At 59.5% G+C, this 16,139-nt stretch carries 12 protein-coding genes; 4 read left to right on the top strand and 8 right to left on the bottom strand.

Translation table 11 applies throughout. The features are described from left to right. Nucleotides 1-60 precede the first annotated feature (60 nt). The 6 genes from ENTMO_RS0115790 to nasR form a co-directional block, all read right to left on the bottom strand. Nucleotides 61-2,538, bottom strand: a complete 2,478-nt coding sequence (locus ENTMO_RS0115790) for a nitrate reductase (RefSeq protein WP_010432948.1) — start codon at nucleotides 2,536-2,538, stop codon at nucleotides 61-63. Continuing rightward, nucleotides 2,535-6,521, bottom strand: a complete 3,987-nt coding sequence (gene nirB, locus ENTMO_RS0115785; protein WP_010432947.1) for a nitrite reductase large subunit NirB — start codon at nucleotides 6,519-6,521, stop codon at nucleotides 2,535-2,537. Before nirB ends, ENTMO_RS0115790 begins: the two co-directional genes overlap by 4 nt. 13 nt (nucleotides 6,522-6,534) lie before the next feature. Then, complete coding sequence (locus ENTMO_RS0115780) at nucleotides 6,535-7,323, bottom strand: ABC transporter ATP-binding protein (RefSeq protein ID WP_010432945.1); 789 nt, start codon at nucleotides 7,321-7,323, stop codon at nucleotides 6,535-6,537. Between the two features lie 9 nt (nucleotides 7,324-7,332). Continuing rightward, complete coding sequence (gene ntrB / locus ENTMO_RS0115775) at nucleotides 7,333-8,211, bottom strand: nitrate ABC transporter permease (RefSeq protein WP_010432943.1); 879 nt, start codon at nucleotides 8,209-8,211, stop codon at nucleotides 7,333-7,335. 2 nt (nucleotides 8,212-8,213) lie between these two features. Beyond that, a complete protein-coding gene (locus ENTMO_RS0115770) occupies nucleotides 8,214-9,461 on the bottom strand; it encodes a CmpA/NrtA family ABC transporter substrate-binding protein (protein ID WP_029485131.1) in 1,248 nt (415 codons plus the stop codon). Nucleotides 9,462-9,688: 227 nt separating this feature from the next. Continuing rightward, nucleotides 9,689-10,873 (bottom strand): nitrate regulatory protein NasR, encoded by a 1,185-nt coding sequence (gene nasR, locus ENTMO_RS0115760; protein ID WP_010432936.1) that lies wholly within the window; start codon nucleotides 10,871-10,873, stop codon nucleotides 9,689-9,691. Between the two features lie 73 nt (nucleotides 10,874-10,946). On the opposite strand from nasR, the gene ENTMO_RS0115755 reads away from it, so the two are divergent. The 3 genes from ENTMO_RS0115755 to ENTMO_RS0115745 all read left to right on the top strand — a co-directional run bounded on the left by ENTMO_RS0115755 (nucleotide 10,947) and on the right by ENTMO_RS0115745 (nucleotide 13,625). Further along, nucleotides 10,947-11,300 carry a DsrE/DsrF/TusD sulfur relay family protein gene (locus ENTMO_RS0115755; RefSeq protein WP_010432934.1) on the top strand — a complete coding sequence of 118 codons (354 nt, stop codon included), beginning with the start codon at nucleotides 10,947-10,949 and terminating at the stop codon, nucleotides 11,298-11,300. 106 nt (nucleotides 11,301-11,406) lie between these two features. Then, the gene (locus ENTMO_RS0115750; protein WP_010432932.1) at nucleotides 11,407-13,191 is read left to right on the top strand and encodes a methyl-accepting chemotaxis protein; all 1,785 of its coding nucleotides are present in this window, start codon (nucleotides 11,407-11,409) and stop codon (nucleotides 13,189-13,191) included. Between the two features lie 194 nt (nucleotides 13,192-13,385). Then, entirely contained in the window at nucleotides 13,386-13,625 is a 240-nt protein-coding gene (locus ENTMO_RS0115745; protein WP_010432930.1) for a DUF1883 domain-containing protein, read from the top strand. A gap of 30 nt (nucleotides 13,626-13,655) precedes the next feature. Here the strand turns inward: ENTMO_RS0115745 and ENTMO_RS0115740 are convergent, their stop codons facing one another. Together ENTMO_RS0115740 and chaB are read right to left on the bottom strand one after the other, a co-directional pair. After that, nucleotides 13,656-14,351, bottom strand: coding sequence for a gamma-glutamylcyclotransferase (locus ENTMO_RS0115740; RefSeq protein WP_029485130.1), 696 nt, complete (start codon nucleotides 14,349-14,351; stop codon nucleotides 13,656-13,658). A 177-nt stretch (nucleotides 14,352-14,528) separates the two neighbouring features. Further along, on the bottom strand, nucleotides 14,529-14,759 hold the full coding sequence (chaB, locus tag ENTMO_RS0115735; RefSeq protein ID WP_010432927.1) for a putative cation transport regulator ChaB: 231 nt from the start codon (nucleotides 14,757-14,759) through the stop codon (nucleotides 14,529-14,531). Nucleotides 14,760-15,029: 270 nt separating this feature from the next. On the opposite strand from chaB, the gene chaA reads away from it, so the two are divergent. Next, on the top strand, nucleotides 15,030-16,130 hold the full coding sequence (chaA, locus tag ENTMO_RS0115730; protein ID WP_010432924.1) for a sodium-potassium/proton antiporter ChaA: 1,101 nt from the start codon (nucleotides 15,030-15,032) through the stop codon (nucleotides 16,128-16,130). The last annotated feature ends 9 nt before the right edge of the window (nucleotides 16,131-16,139 follow it).

Here is a 16,139-nt window from a genome sequence, read left to right as displayed (position 1 = left end):
AAATGCAGGCTTAACGGAAATTCCAGGATTATCCTGAACATTATTGTCGCCCTTACACCGCTATCCAAACAGCGCTTTCAGCTCGGGCACGCACGAACCGCAGTTCGTTCCGCAGCGCAAACGTGCCCCCAGCACCGAAATGGAATCGCACCCTCCGGCAATTGCCTCGCGTATCGTGTTTTCCCTGACGCTGAAACAACTACAGATAATGCGCCCCGGATCCACCACCTCCCCCACGCCCTGCCCGTTCAGAAGCGCATGACGTGCAGCAGGCGTTAAGGGGGGCGACTGAAAAGCCGCTTCAATCACCGGGTGCGCCAGCTCCGGTCGCGCGGTTCCTTCCCAGAAGGCGAGCATCAGCTCGCCGTTATGCCAGGCCAGCACGCTGCTGCGCTCGCCGGTCTGCGCAACCTGCAGCTGCCAGCCCCTGCCGCTGGCGTAATCCATGACCCATGGCAGGAACGGTTTATCACCCGCCAGCGTCAGGCGAGTCGCTTTGCGCCACCAGAACACGAAGGACGGGAGTTCCGGTAAGTCACGCGCGTAAAACTCCCCCTGCCAGCCCGGCTGCCAGGGCAGGATCCTGACCGCGGTTTGTTTACTCTCTGGCTGGCCTGAAACCAGGTCAACGCGGCCTTCCACCAGGGCATTGACCTTCCCTTGACGGGAAAATTGCGCATTCCAGTGCATCGGGATAAACAGCTCTCCCGCCTTCTGAGCATCGTTAATATGGATCCGGGCAACCATCACCCCGCGCGGGGAGGCGATTCGCGCCAGCTGCCCCTCGCACACTCCATATCGCGCGGCGTCTGAACGGCAGATGTCAACCAACGGCTCGGCGATATGCTGCATTAATCGTGCGACATATCCCGTGCGGGTCATGGTATGCCACTGGTCGCGAATACGGCCGGTGTTGAGCATCAGCGGGTACAGGGTACTGATCCCCGCGGCGGGCAACGATGGGATAACCGGGACAATCCGTCTGTGGGGAAAATGACCAGTGCACCATTGATAAGGCTCCAGCGCATCCCATTCCTCGCGGCTTAACGTCGCCAGTTCACCCAGATTGAGCGCGCGCTCGCCGTTATTTTCAAACGCCGTTAGCGCCGCATGTTCACAAAAAATATCCCGCGGATGTTCCCAGGCAAAGTCTTCGCCATAGCCCAGCCTTTTCGCGACCTGGGCAATAATCCACCAGTCCGGCTTTGCCTCGCCCGGCGCAGGCAAAAACGCGCGCTGGCGCGAAATCCGCCGCTCTGAGTTGGTTACCGTACCGTTTTTCTCGCCCCAGCCCTGCGCCGGAAGACGAATATGGGCAAACCGGCTGGTGTCCGTCTCCTGCATTACTTCAGAAACGATCACCAGCGGACAGGCCGCCAGCGCCTGGCACACCGCGTGGCTGTCCGGAAGCGATACGGCGGGGTTGGTCCCCATAATCCACACCGCCTTCACCTCGCCGTGGGCGATAGCGTCAAACAGCTCCACCGCCATTAGGCCTGGCGTCTGCGCCAGCCGCTCGGTTCCCCAGAAACGCGCCACCCGCGAGAGATCGTCCGGCTCGAAGCTCATGTGCGCCGCCAACTGGTTCGCCAGCCCGCCCACTTCCCGCCCGCCCATCGCGTTAGGCTGTCCGGTCAGCGAAAATGGGCCGCAGCCCTGACGATTGAATTTGCCGCTGGCAAGATGGACGTTGATGATAGCGTTGCACTTGTCGCTGCCGCGGGTGGACTGGTTGATCCCCATGGTGTAGAGCGTGATAGCGCGAGGTGCCGTCATAAACCAGTCGTAAAAGGTGCCAATATCCTGCGGCGAAAGACCGCAAAATGCCGCCACGCGTTCAACAGGCCACTCATCCGCACCCTGAATCAGGTTCAGCAGGCCGACAAATAATCCGGCATCGCTCCCCGGCGCAAGCGCCAGATGCAGATCGGCGATATCGCAGGTGGCGGTGCTGCGCGGGTCAATCACCACCACCTTCATCTGCGGATTGCTGTGCTTTGCCTGCGCCAGCCGCTGATACAGCACCGGATGGGTCCATGCAGCGTTGGATCCCACCAGCACGACCAGATCGCTGTTTTCCACATCCTCATAACTGCACGGCACCACGTCTTCGCCGAAGGCGCGCTTGTAGCCGACCACCGCCGAAGACATGCAGAGCCGGGAGTTGGTATCAATGTTTGCCGCGCCGATAAATCCTTTCATCAGCTTGTTGGCAACATAATAGTCCTCGGTTAATAGCTGGCCGGAGGCGTAAAACGCCACGGCCTGCGGCCCCCATTTGTCGATGATCTCCTGGAGTCGCTCGCCTGCCGCCCCCAGCGCCTGCGACCAGCCCACCTCATCACCGTCAACAACGGGGCGCAGCAATCGCCCCTGTAACCCCGTGGGCTCCCCCAGGGCCGATCCCTTCACGCACAGGCGGCCAAAGTTTGCAGGATGGGTTTCGTCCCCCCGAACGCTTACCGCTCCACTTTCCACGCTGGCGACCACGCCGCAGCCCACCCCGCAGTAGGGGCACGTTGTCCGGGTTTCCGTCATGAGGCCTCCGCACGCATCACTATCGCGTCGTTCCCGACCCACACCTTGCCGTTTTCAATCTTCACCGGCCAGGCGCGTACCGCAGGTTCACCGTTATCCACCTGGCAGCCATCGCGCAGGCGAATACGCTGCTTGTAGAGCGGTGAAATCACCACCGGCTCGCCCGCCGCATCGCCGAGAATGCCGCGTGAAAGCACGTTCGCGCTGCTGCCCGGCTCCATATCGTCGAGGGCGTAGACTCGCTGTCCGAAACGGAACAGCGCGATCGGTTTGCGGCCAAGACGCGCGCCAATGCCCGCCTGCTCGGGAATATCGTCGATGCCGCAGATTTCCTGCCAGCGCTTGCTTTCATCCGACGGCGCGGCGTTCGCCGCGGTGCGGAACAGCGCCAGACGATTGGGATCGCTGAGCGTGGTGTGCCATTCGCACTGATACGTCTCTACCACCCGCGCCATCTCCTGCTCCAGCTCGTGGGCGATACCCAGGCTGTCGTTGACGATCACCTCGCGCAGATACTCGAGGCCGCCTTCCAGGTTGTCCATCCAGGTACTGGTGCGCTGCAGGCGATCCGCCGTGCGGATGTAGAACATCAGGAAACGGTCAACGGTGCGGATCAGCGTTTCATCGTCCAGATCGCTGGCAAAAAGGTCCGCATGGCGCGGCTTCATCCCGCCGTTGCCGCACAGATAGAGGTTCCAGCCCTTGTCGGTGGCAATCACCCCCACGTCTTTGCTCTGCGCCTCCGCGCACTCGCGGGTGCAGCCGGAGACCGCCATTTTGATCTTGTGCGGGGCGCGCAGCCCCTTGTACCGGTGTTCCAGTCTGACCGCGAGACGGGTGGAGTCCTGCACGCCGTAGCGGCACCAGGTCGAACCGACGCAGGATTTCACCGTGCGCAGGGATTTCCCGTAGGCGTGTCCGGTTTCAAACCCAGCTTCCACCAGCGCCTGCCAGATCTCCGGCAGCTGTTCCAGGGTGGCGCCAAACAGGTCGATACGCTGCCCGCCGGTAATTTTACTGTAAAGGTCATAGCGTTTCGCAATCTGGCCGATGGCGATCAGCCCGTCTGCCGTCACTTCCCCGGCGGGCATGCGCGGCACGATGGAATAAGTCCCGTCCTTCTGGATATTGGCGAAGTAGCGGTCGTTGGTATCCTGCAGCGGCAGATGTGCTGGTTTCAGCAGATACTCGTTCCAGCAGGAGGCAAGCACCGACCCCACCAGCGGCTTGCAGATCTCACATCCGTGCCCCTGCCCGTAGCGACTAATCAGCTGGTCAAAGGTGCGAATATGGTTAACGCGCACCAGGTGGTAAATCTCCTGGCGCGAGTACGGGAAGTGTTCGCAGATATCCTTTTTCACCTCCACGCCCTGCTCCGCCAACTGGAACTCCATCACCTGCTTCACCAGCGCGCTGCAGCCCCCGCAGCCGGTCGCCGCTTTGGTGCACTGCTTGATGGCGCCGATATCCGTTGCCCCCGCGCTCACCGCCTGGCAGATATCGCCTTTGCTGACGTTATGGCACGAACAGATTTGCGCGCTTTCCGGCAGCGCCGCCACGCCGAGCGCTTTTGGCGTGCTGCCCGTCAACGCGGGTAATATCAGCGTTTCCGGCTCTTTTGGCAGGGCTATCCCGTTGAGCATCATCTGCACCAGCGTGGCGTATTCGCTGGCGTCACCCACCAGCACGCCGCCGAGCAGCGTTTTGCCGTCGTGGCTGACCACGATTTTCTTGTAGATTTGCTGCGGACCGTGCGTCCACTGGTAGCTCAGCGCCCCCGGCGTGCGCCCGTGAGCGTCGCCGAACGAGGCCACGTCCACGCCGAGCAGCTTGAGTTTGGTGCTCATATCCGCCCCGGTGAAGGTTTTCTCCTCACCCGCCAGCGCGGCGGCGGCCACCCGCGCCATTTGATAACCGGGCGCGACCAGACCGAAGATTTTCCCCTCCCACAGGGCGCATTCGCCGATGGCCAGCACGTCCGGATCGGAGGTCCGGCAGCCGTCGTCAATGCAGATCCCGCCGCGTTCGCCGATAGCCAGCCCGCTACTGCGCGCCAGCGCGTCCTGCGGACGAATACCGGCAGAAAAGACCACCATGTCCGTTTCCAGCTGTTCGCCATCGGCAAAGCGCAGCACCAGTCCGCCGTCCGCGGTGGCGATCTCCGTCGTCGCTCTACTGGTGTGAACGCCAACGCCCAGCGCCTCGATTTTCCTGCGCAGCATCGCCGCGCCGTCGTTGTCGAGCTGCACCGCCATCAGATTGGGTGCAAACTCAACCACGTGGGTTTCCAGCCCGAGCTGCTTCAGGGCGTTCGCCGCCTCCAGCCCCAGCAGGCCGCCGCCAATCACCACGCCGCGACGCGAGCCCTTTGCATGTGCGGCAATATTATCGAGATCGTCGAGGGTGCGATAAACAAAGCAGCCCGGCAGATCGTTGCCCGGAACCGGTGGGACGAACGGATAAGAGCCTGTCGCCAGCACCAGCTTGTCCCAGTGGGTTTCATGCCCGCTGGCGGTACGCACCACGCGCGCGTCGCGGTCGATGGCGACAATCTGCTGCGACAGGCGCAGCTCAATGCCGCTGTCGGCAAAGAAATCCCCTTCCACCAGCGAGAGCGACTCTGCGCTGCGCCCGCCAAAATATTCCGACAGATGCACGCGGTCATAGGCGGCATAGCGCTCCTCGCCAAAGACAACGATCTGATACTGCTGATGCAAATTACGGTTAACGCAGTCTTCGAGGAAATGATGGCCGACCATACCGTGCCCAACCACCACCAGAGTAGGTTTTGTCATAGCGTTCTGTCCTGCAACCTGCGGTTGCGTAGTGAAACGATCGAACAGCCAGTCCGCGTGTGCGGGCGTAGCCGTTGCCAGTAAATCGGTAAATGTTGCCGCACTGCGGCAGTCGCCCATCAGCAGCACGCCTGCCAGCGCCCCCTGATGGATCAGTAAACGTCGATAGTGACGGGTCAGCGGATCCCATGCGCTCCAGACCACATCGCCCTCCTGCTCTGACGCGCGACCGAGGCTGAACAACTCCACGCCGGTCACCTTGAGGCGCACGCCGTTGTCGGTGAGGGTAAACGGCACAGTAACGTCCCCGGCCAGCCGCGCGGCGAGGATATCCGCCTGCACCATGCAGGGGGCGACCAGGCCAAACGTCTGGCCGTCAATTTCGCAGCACTCGCCAATGGCGTAGACGTTCGGTGCGGAGGTCTGCATCTGGTGATCCACCACGATGCCGCGCGCGCAGCGAATGCCGCTGGCGTGCGCCAGCGCAACGTTCGGCTGCACGCCGGTCGCCAACACCACGCGCGTGGCGGCGATGCTGTGCCCATTAAGCAGCATCACGCTATTGCCGTTAATTGCCGCGATGCCTGAGGAAAGCTCGCAGCGCACGCCCCGCGCCGCCAGCGCCTCTTCCAGCAGCATTCCCGCCTGCTGGTCCAGCTGTTGCTCCATTAGCCACGGACCACGATGAACAACAGTGACGTCATCACCTTTGCGTGCCAGCGCTGCTGCTGCCTCAACCCCGAGCACGCCGCCCCCCAGCACCACCGCCGGACCGGCGGTTGCCTGAATGGCCCGGGTATCCTCCAGAGTACGGAACGTGAATACGTGTGGCGCATTGCCGCCGGGGATGGGAGGAATAAAGGGCGTTGACCCGGTGGCGAACACCATCGCATCCCAGCCCAGCGTGCGGGCGGCGGTTTGCACTTCCCGCGTATCCACGTTCACGGCAATCGCCTTTTCGCCCCGCAGCACCGTCACGCCGCGCGCCTGGTACCACTCATCATCCTGAAGGCAGATGTCCGCCACCGCTTTTTCACCGCCCAGCACCGGCGAAAGCTGGATGCGGTTATAGGCATGCTCAGGCTCGTCACCGATGACGGTGATAGCGAAATGACCGGCAGCACGCCCGGTGAGCGAGGTAATCAGCCGCGTGGCCGCCATGCCATTTCCGATAATGACCAGTCGCATCAAAGCCCCCTCGCTACGCCGCTTTCGGCTGCTTTTCATAGAGGAAATGCAGGATCTGCTGGCGCATGTGGTGATAGCGGCTGTCGTCCGCCAGCTGCACCCGGTTGCGCGGGCGCGGCAGGTCAACGCGCAGGATTTCTCCCACGGTGGCCGCCGGGCCGTTGGTCATCATCAGCACGCGATCGGAGAGCAGCACCGCCTCGTCCACGTCGTGGGTAATGAGCACGATGGTGGTATTCAGCGCCTGCTGAATCTGCATCACCGAGTCCTGCAGATGGGCGCGCGTCAGCGCATCAAGCGCCCCGAAGGGTTCATCCATCAGCAGCACTTTCGGCTTCATCGCCAGCGGGCGGGCAATGCCGACGCGCTGCTTCATGCCGCCGGAGATCTCCCCCGGGCGCTTGTGCAGCGCGTGCCCCATCTGCACGCGATCAAGGTTGTGCTCAATCCACTCTTTGCGCTCGGCCTTGCTCATGGTGCGACGGAAGACCTGATCCACCGCCAGCGCCACGTTGTCGAAGCAGGTCAGCCACGGCAGCAGGGAGTGGTTCTGAAAGACCACGGCACGTTCCGGACCCGGCCCGGCAATTTCACGGTTGTCGCAAATCAGCCCCCCTTCCGTCGGCAGCGTGATCCCTGCGATAAGGTTCAGCAGCGTCGATTTGCCGCAGCCGGAATGGCCGATCAGACTGACGGTTTCGCCCTCGTGGATATCAAAAGAGACGTTTTGCAGTGCCAGAAACTCGCCGCTGGCGGTGGAAAAACGCTGGCTCACGGCCTGGACCTGAATTAATGGTTTCATGTTCGCTCCTTATTTTTCCTGCCAGCTAAAGCGACGGGCGATCAGCATCAGCCCCTGCTCCAGCAGCAGCCCGACCACGCCAATGATGACGATGGCGATGAGAATGTTTTCGACGTTGAGGTTGTTCCACTCGTTCCAGATCCAGAAGCCAATGCCCAGCCCGCCGGTCAGCATCTCGGCGGCGACGATCACCAGCCAGGCGATGCCGATCGAGAGGCGCACCCCGGTCAGCACCGCCGGCAGTACCGCCGGGAAGAGGATGCGGCGCATGATCGTCCACTCGGAGAGCTGCAGCACGCGGGCCACGTTGAGATAATCCTGCGGAATGCGGCGCACGCCCTCGGCGGTGTTGATCACCATCGGCCAGATGGAGCAGATAAAAATGGTCCAGCTCGATGCGGGCTCCGCTTTCTGGAACAGCAATAAACCAATAGGCAACCAGGCCAGCGGGCTTACCGGACGCAGAAGCGCAATCAGCGGGTTGAACATGCGCGAGAAAAAGGTGAAGCGGCCAATCAAAAAGCCCAGCGGAATACCGGCTAACGCCGCGAGACCAAACCCCACCGCCACGCGCTGTAAAGAGGCCAGCACGTTCCAGCCGATGCCCATATCGTTTGGCCCGTCGCGGTAGAACGGGTCGGCAAACAGGGTGATGGCCGAATCCAGGGTGCTCAGCGGTGTCGGGAAGCCTTTGCTGTTGATGGCCGCCAGCTGCCACAGCAGCACCAGCAATCCCAGGCCCAGCAACGCCGGAATGATGCGCTGGAGAAGGTCGTTAATCCGACGCGCAAATGCCGGGGTGCGACGGCGAACCTGCACGGGTGGCAGGGGGATGACTTCCCCACTCACGTGTGTCTCTTGTGATGTCGTCTTTTGCAGATGCTGCATAATCAGGCCCCTTTACGATGAATGGCGAAGCGGTTGGCGTATCCTTCCGGGTCGGTACCGTTCCAGACGGTGCCGTCCATCAATGTGCTGTTGCGTAGTGGTGATGCCGGTGCGGTAATGCCCCCCACCGCGGTGGCAGCATCCTGCCAGGTTGCGGTCTGGTTAATCCGTTGCGCGATGCCCAAGTAGTCAGGTGCAGCTTTAAGCAAACCCCAGCGGCGGAACTGGGTCAGGAACCACATGCCGTCAGAGAGATACGGGTAGCTGACGGCTCCCTCGTTGAAGAAGCGGATCGGGTGCGCGTCCTGCCAGCGCTGGCCCAGGCCGTTGTCGTATTCGCCCAGCATCCGTCCGGTGAGGTACTGCTCTTTGCAGTTGAGCCAGGCGCGGCGGGAGAGGATCCGCGCGGTCTCGCGTTTGTTTTCCGGGGAGGCGTCGATCCAGCGCGCGGCCTCCATCACGGCGCTCACGAGCGCCCGGGCGGTATGCGGGTTCCTCTCCACCCAGTCGCGGCGAGTGCCGAGGATTTTTTCAGGATGGTCGGCCCAGATGGACTGCGACGTGGCGGCGGTGAAGCCGATGCGGTCGTTAATCGCCCGCGCGTTCCACGGCTCGCCGACGCAAAAGCCCACCATGTTGCCAATGCGCATGTTCATCACCATCTGCGGCGGCGGCACCACCACGGTCCGGATATTGTCGAAGGGGTTAATGCCCGCACTGGCCAGCCAGTAGTAGAGCCACATGGCGTGCGTCCCGGTCGGGAAGGTGTGCGCGAAGGTGTAGGTACCAGGCGCCTGCTGCCCAATCAGCTTTTTCAGCCCGTCGAGATCGTGAACGCCCTTCTCCGCCAGATCGCTGGAGAGCGTGATGGCCTGACCGTTCTGGTTAAGGGTCATCAGGTTCGCCATCTGCTGTGGCTTGCCGGCGATGCCAAGTTCCAGCCCATACAGCAGGCCGTAGAGAATGTGCGCGGCATCCAGCTCGCCCGCCACCAGCTTGTCGCGCACCGCCGCCCAGCTCGCCTCTTTGGTGGGCACGATGGTAATGCCGTATTTTTTATCAAACCCTTTCAGCGCCGCGATAACCACCGGGGCACAGTCGGTCAGCGGGATAAACCCGATGCGCACCGTTTCCTGCTCCGGTTTATCCGAGCCTGCCGCCCACGCGGCCTGCATGACACCCGGTAACAGCATTGCGCCACTCGCCAGCATGCTGGCCTGCAAAAACCGCCGTCTCGACAAATCCGCCATGACCACTCCTGAAAAAAAGCCAAAAAAAAGCGCCCGCCGTGCCGGAGCACTGCTGGACGCCTTTATCCCGAAGACGCATGCACCGCCGTTGGCGCATCGTCGAAAATGGTTAAACAGATAATGCAAAGGGAATGCCAGGTTTTAAGGCCCTGCTTTCGGGGCGTTAACCTGATAGCTGTCGCGTTAGCGCACCTCAATCAGGCATTAAATGCCCACTGATTGTGCAACTACTCCTTTGGTGTTAGCTGCCACAGATTCTTCACTGTGAGCAGTGCGCGCGCGATATCGACCATGCGCTGGTTCTTGTCCATCGCCATTTTGCGCAGTGCCGTCCACGCCTGTTCCTCACTCATGCTTTGATGCGTCATCAGCACGCTTTTGGCTTTATCAATGGTCTTACGCTCCTCCAGCGTATCGCGGAGTGATGCCAGTTGGCGGGAGAGCTGGTCTATCTCTCGCGCCTGCTGGCGAACCAGCAGCAGCAAGGGTTTATCCGGGTAAAGCGCAAGAGGATCGTCATGCTCTTCGCCACTCATCGTGGCTTCACCGGACGCATGAATCGCGTCATCCACCGCCACCATCAGATCGGCAGTCACCATTTCTTCAAGCGTGCGCAGATGTTCAAGACGCGAGGTTTGCAGGGCAAACCAGTTTAGCGCGGTATTGCCATTGTCAGCGGCGGGCTGACGGGTGCAGGCGACGCGCCGGAGTTGCTCTGTTTCTCGATCGGGCTGGCAGTTGTGGGCAAAGGTGTTTTGCACCTCAGCGTGGCTGTGGGATAAAAAGATCTCAAAACAGGCCTGCTGCCCGTCAATCCTGTCTACCAGTCGCTGGCGGGTTTCATCAGTGAAAAAGCCCTGCGTGAAGCCTATCGCCCCGAGTGCCCGCTCTTGCCCCACCAGCTCTTTGCCCTGCATCAGGCTATAAAGGGCGACAAAACGGCCCGCGATTTGCGGATCGTCAATGCTGTCATTGAGTTGCGGTACGATACTGAGCAGATGGCGAAGCATCCGGCAGTAATGATCCATTGCCTGAGGTGCCGTTATGCTTTGGCTGTCTATCCCGTCACGCAGCAAAGGCAGTGTTTCCAGGCTGAGTAACGCACAGGCGATGCGCTCACAAACGCCGCTCCCCGTGACCGGGAATTGTGCTTTCAGCATGGCCTGCAGCGCAGTGAGGTTTTCATCCACCAGCCCGCGACTGGCTTTGCACTCGGGGGCATACAGCTTACCCTGAGAGCAGAGCCAGACGTTGGATGCCCCGCGCTCGCACTGGAGCATATGCACAAGGCGGCTGATGCCGTTAACCAGCACGCCCAACGCAGCCAGCCTGCCGAGCTGCTCCCGGCGAAGTAATGTCGCGCGCTGGAACCACTCGGTTGCCGCGGGTGAACTGCCCGCCATTAATGTCATGCTTACTCTCCCGGGTAGCGAATCTCCCGGAGAGTTAAGCAATATTCGTGCCTTTCAAACAACAGGAGTCAACATGCAGAAGATTGTGATCGTCGCCAACGGTGCGGCCTACGGCAGCGAATCCCTTTTCAACAGCCTGCGACTGGCGATAGCGCTGCGCGAGAAAGAGAGCGCACTTGAGCTGCGCCTTTTTTTGATGTCGGACGCCGTCACCGCAGGTCTCAAGGGACAAAAACCCGCCGAGGGCTACAACATCCAGCAGATGCTGGAGATCCTGACCGCGCAAAATGTGCCGGTCAAACTCTGTAAGACCTGCACCGACGGCCGCGGTATCACCGGACTGCCGCTGATTGATGGCGTCGAGATTGGGACGCTGGTTGAGCTGGCTGAGTGGACCCTGACCGCTGATAAAGTATTAACTTTTTAATAATAAACCCGTAAAAATATTATTTTCTTATGGACGCGGTTTCAGCATCAAGTTTACCTGCGCGGCTGCCGATAGGCATGGAAACAACACAGCAGGTATTTCACTTATGTTCAGATCCATTCGTGCCCGTATTATTGCCGCGACGACAGGTTGCCTGATCGTCGCCCTTCTTCTCAATACCGTCATTAATTTCCAGGTTACGCGCCAGGATAACCAGCAGTCGCAGCGGGATATTCTGACCAGCACCAGCGCCAGCCATAACATGGCGATTGCAGACTGGGTTAAAAGCAAAATGACGGTGATAGCCTCCGCGCAGACCGTTGCGCTGAATGACGATCCGGTTCCGGTATTCAAACAGCTTGCGCAGGCGGGTGGCTTCACCAACGTCTATGTCGGCTACGCCAGCAAAACGGCGAAGTTCTCCGACCCGGCGGGCGTCCCGGCAGATTATGACCCCACGATCCGCCCCTGGTATCAGCAGGTGGTGAGTACGGATGGCCCGGTCGTGACCGCCCCGTACGTGGACGCGGGGACCGGGAAACTGGTGGTGACCTTTGCGGTGCCGGTGAAGGAGAACGGTGCGCTAAAAGCGGTTGTGGCAGGCGACGTGGCGATGGACAGCGTGGTGGCTAACGTACGCGGTATTCACCCGACGCCTGCCAGCAGCGGGTTACTCCTTGATAGCGATGGCACGGTGATTGCTGCCAGCGATCCGGCGCTCACGCTCAAGCCATTCGCTGAAACCATCAAAGGGACCGATTTTGCGGCACTGAAAAGCGGTAGCCTGGTTGAGGGGACGTTCAACGGCAGCGAAAAAACCTTCGTGGCAACCGCCGTGCCGGGCACGCACTGGATGCTGGCCGTAGCGCTCGATAACAACGATGCTACCTCCGGCATGCGCTCGCTGCTGAAAGCCTCTGCGCTGTCGCTGGTGATCCTCGCCTTGCTGAGCGGCGCGATTGTTCATTTCCTGATAGCCCGCCTGTTGAAGCGTTTGTCCGATATTCGCGACGCCATGCATAACATCGCTAACGGCACCAATGACCTGTCGCAGCGCCTGCCGGACAGCGGTGATGACGAAGTGGCGCAAATTGCCCAGGCGTTCAACGCGTTTAGCGATAAGCTCTCGGTCGTGATGGTCCAGTTGCGCGACGCCAGCGCCTCGGTGAAAAATGCGGCGCAGGAAATCGCAGCCGGTAACCAGGATCTCTCCGGGCGCACTGAGCAAGCGGCATCAAGCCTTCGCGAAACCGCCAGCGCCGTCGAAGAGGTCACCGCCTCCGTCACCCAGTCAAATGAATCTGCGGCAGAAGCGAACGAGCAGGCAAGCAAAGCCTCTGCTGCAGCGTCGCGCGGGGGTGAAGTGGTTTCTCAGGCTATCACTACCATGCAGTCGATTGAGGTGGCCTCGGCGAAGATTGGCGATATCACCAGCGTCATCGACGGCATTGCCTTCCAGACCAACATTCTGGCGCTGAACGCCTCGGTCGAAGCGGCGCGCGCGGGCGAACAAGGCCGCGGCTTCGCGGTGGTGGCTGGAGAAGTGCGAAACCTCGCCAGCCGCAGCGCTCAGGCGGCGAAAGAGATCAAATCCCTTATCGATTCTACAACCGACAGCGTGGCAACGGGTTCGCGCTACGTGCATTTGGCCGGAGAAAGTATGGATGAGATCCGCTCCAGCATCGGTAGCGTCTCGGGGATTATGCGTGAAATCTCGATTGCCACCAGCGAGCAGATGAAAGGCATTCACGAGATCAACCACGCGGTAACGCATCTGGACAGAATGGTGCAGCAGAACGCCGAACTGGTGGTGCAGTCTGCCGCAGCGGCCAGCGCGCTGCAGAGTCAGGCGGGCGACCTTGCTGAAACCGCCGGCCATTTCCGCATTTAATTTTCTTCTGGCGCGGGTTAACCGGGTAAAACACGCGCCAGCTGAATGCTTTCAGGCATTTTGTCATTTTTGTTTAAACGTTATGCCATTTTTTGATCAAAATCATCATCCCTCCCCCTCCCCTTTGGTGTTATGCAATGAGTAAATTGTGAACAATATCACGCTCGGGATGGGCAAAATCGACGGGGTAAAAAATGGCACTGGTGAAGACAAGTTTGAAACTGTTTGGCGGGGATACGGTCGTGGTACGTTGCTCAGAACGCTGCCGCATTCATCTCATGAGTTCAAAAGCGCAGAAGCAATCGCAGGCGGATATTCTGACGGTGCAGGATGACAAGGCGTGGCTGACCGTGCCTTATACCGGCACCTGGGATGTCCTGATTGACAGCCACAGTCAGTCACTGGAGCATTCGGTCAGCTACGTTGCCGCATAAAACGAACGCCCGGTTTAGCCGGGCGTTTTTTCAGGCAAAACCCGGACGTAGCGGGTTATTAAGCAGGTTCCCTTCCAGCAGCGCTTTCACCTTCATGACCAGCTCATTCAAACATTCGTCCTGCATGCCCAGACGCGTCAGTTCCTGATCGAGTGAAAACAGATATTGCGCGTTGGTCCCCAGCGGCCCGCTGGCCGCGGCAATCAAGGGCGCGATCACCTGCGTACGGGTATCCGCTTCATATAGCGGGTGGCGCGGATCCATAATAAATACCAGCGCATTGACGGTGCGTCCGTCATCCAGTTCCAGCTTGCACCAGCTCGGCATATAGCAGCCAGTGATCATCTCGCGCTTCCAGAGCAGCGTCAGTTCGTCTTCCAGCGTGGCATCCGGCAGGCGGTAAGCGACACCCGTGGTGCGCCCGCCCTCTTTCAGTGCAAGCATGCGCCCCGGCTGGCACGCGCTGCCGCGTCCGGCCGTCAGGCGCAGACAAAACGCGCGGTGCCAGCCAGGCAAGGTTCCCGTTGCCGATTCGACAAATTCGAGAGCTGGGTTCCACATCAGGGAACCGTAGCCAAAAATCCATACCGGGCCATCATCCGGGCGGCAGGCAAGCGTGGCAGCAAGTGACGCCGCCCGTTGTTCAGCTGACCAGAGAAGCGATTCCTCAATAGCACCAAATGCCGTCTTACAATCTGCCTTCATTAAGAAATCACGCGTTAACACATTACACCTCCGCCACTGCATGCTTCCTTGCGACATCTGTAATTCGCCTTCCCGGCATTCTATGCTGGTCATTTTGCCAGCAGTTAAATAACGATAAGCAATTAGCGGACCAGTTGCAATACAACGGAAGTTGAACCGCCTGAAAAGTCAAAATGCAGGCAGCTTATTATTTTGCGGCTATTTCTTTTTGTGCCATTTATCATCGTCGCCTTTCTCGTATTCATGTTTTACGGCGGCCCAGGCTACCTTGTGCGCCGTCTCTTCACGGCTGGCATCATCCCGGCGCTCGTCCTTATCTTTGTATTGATCCCAGGCGCTGTTAAAGGCTTCTTTGTAGATATCCTGCGCGTGGGCAGGGAGGACGTGCTGCACGCTATCGGGTAACTCGCGTTTCGTTTTATATGGCATCGGAAACCTCTCTTTTTGCTAAAGAGATAAGTGTGGTTGAGGATGCCCGTGCCTGCCAGGTTGATTTCATTTATGCTTAATTAATGAATCTAATTTACTGTAATGCAATACTATTTTATTGATAACTTTGCTTTATGGCAGTAATAATAAATATTAACCTCAAACCGTAAAATTAAGTAAAACTTCAACGGTATTTATCAGATATCTGTTAGTTTAATGCCCTCAAAAATCTATCTATAATTACAAGCACCTGCATTGATGGAGAAGCACATGACAACAACACACGAGGCGGTTAAGACCCGCCACAAGGAGACGTCGCTCATTTTCCCGGTTCTGGCACTGGCTGTGCTGCTCTTCTGGGGAAGCAGTCAGTCACTGCCAGTGGTGGTTGGTATCAATATTCTTGCGCTGGTCGGCATCTTAACCAGCGCCTTTAGCGTAGTTCGTCACGCGGACGTATTAGCCCACCGTCTGGGTGAGCCGTACGGCTCGTTAATTCTCAGCCTTTCCGTTGTTATTCTCGAAGTCAGCCTGATTTCCGCGCTCATGGCCACCGGCGATGCCGCGCCGACGCTGATGCGCGACACGCTCTACTCGATCATTATGATTGTGACGGGCGGCCTGGTGGGCTTCTCTCTGCTGCTGGGCGGCCGCAAGTTCGCGACCCAGTATATGAACCTCTTCGGCATTAAACAGTATCTGATTGCCCTCTTCCCGCTGGCTATTATCGTGCTGGTGTTCCCGATGGCGCTGCCGGGTGCAAATTTCTCTACCGGTCAGGCGCTGCTGGTCGCACTCATTTCCGCCGCCATGTACGGCGTGTTCCTGTTGATTCAGACGAAAACGCACCAGAGCCTGTTTGTGTACGAGCATGAAGATGACGGCGACGATGATGACCCGCACCACGGCAAGCCGTCGGCCCACAGCAGCGCGTGGCATACGGTTTGGCTGATCGTGCATCTGATTGCGGTGATTGCCGTCACCAAGATGAACGCCAACCCGCTGGAAACGCTGTTAACCGAGCTGAACGCGCCGGTGGCGTTTACCGGCTTCCTGGTGGCGCTGCTGATTTTGTCCCCTGAAGGGCTGGGCGCGCTGAAAGCGGTGTTGAATAACCAGGTGCAGCGCGCGATGAACCTGTTCTTCGGGTCCGTACTGGCGACGATTTCACTTACCGTTCCGGTGGTAACGCTGATTGCCTTTATGACGGGCAACGAGCTGCAGTTTGCGCTGGGTGCGCCGGAGATGATTGTGATGGTGGCCTCGTTGCTGCTGTGCCAGATTTCATTCTCTACCGGACGAACCAACGTGCTAAACGGCGCGGCGCATATGGCGTTGTTTATTGCGTATTTGATGACGATTTTTGCGTGAGATTGATCC

It is taken from the genome of Enterobacter mori LMG 25706 (assembly GCF_000211415.1).
GTDB lineage: Bacteria > Pseudomonadota > Gammaproteobacteria > Enterobacterales > Enterobacteriaceae > Enterobacter > Enterobacter mori.
The sequence above is the reverse complement of the archived record's forward strand: the minus strand, read 5'-3'. Positions and strand labels throughout refer to the sequence as shown.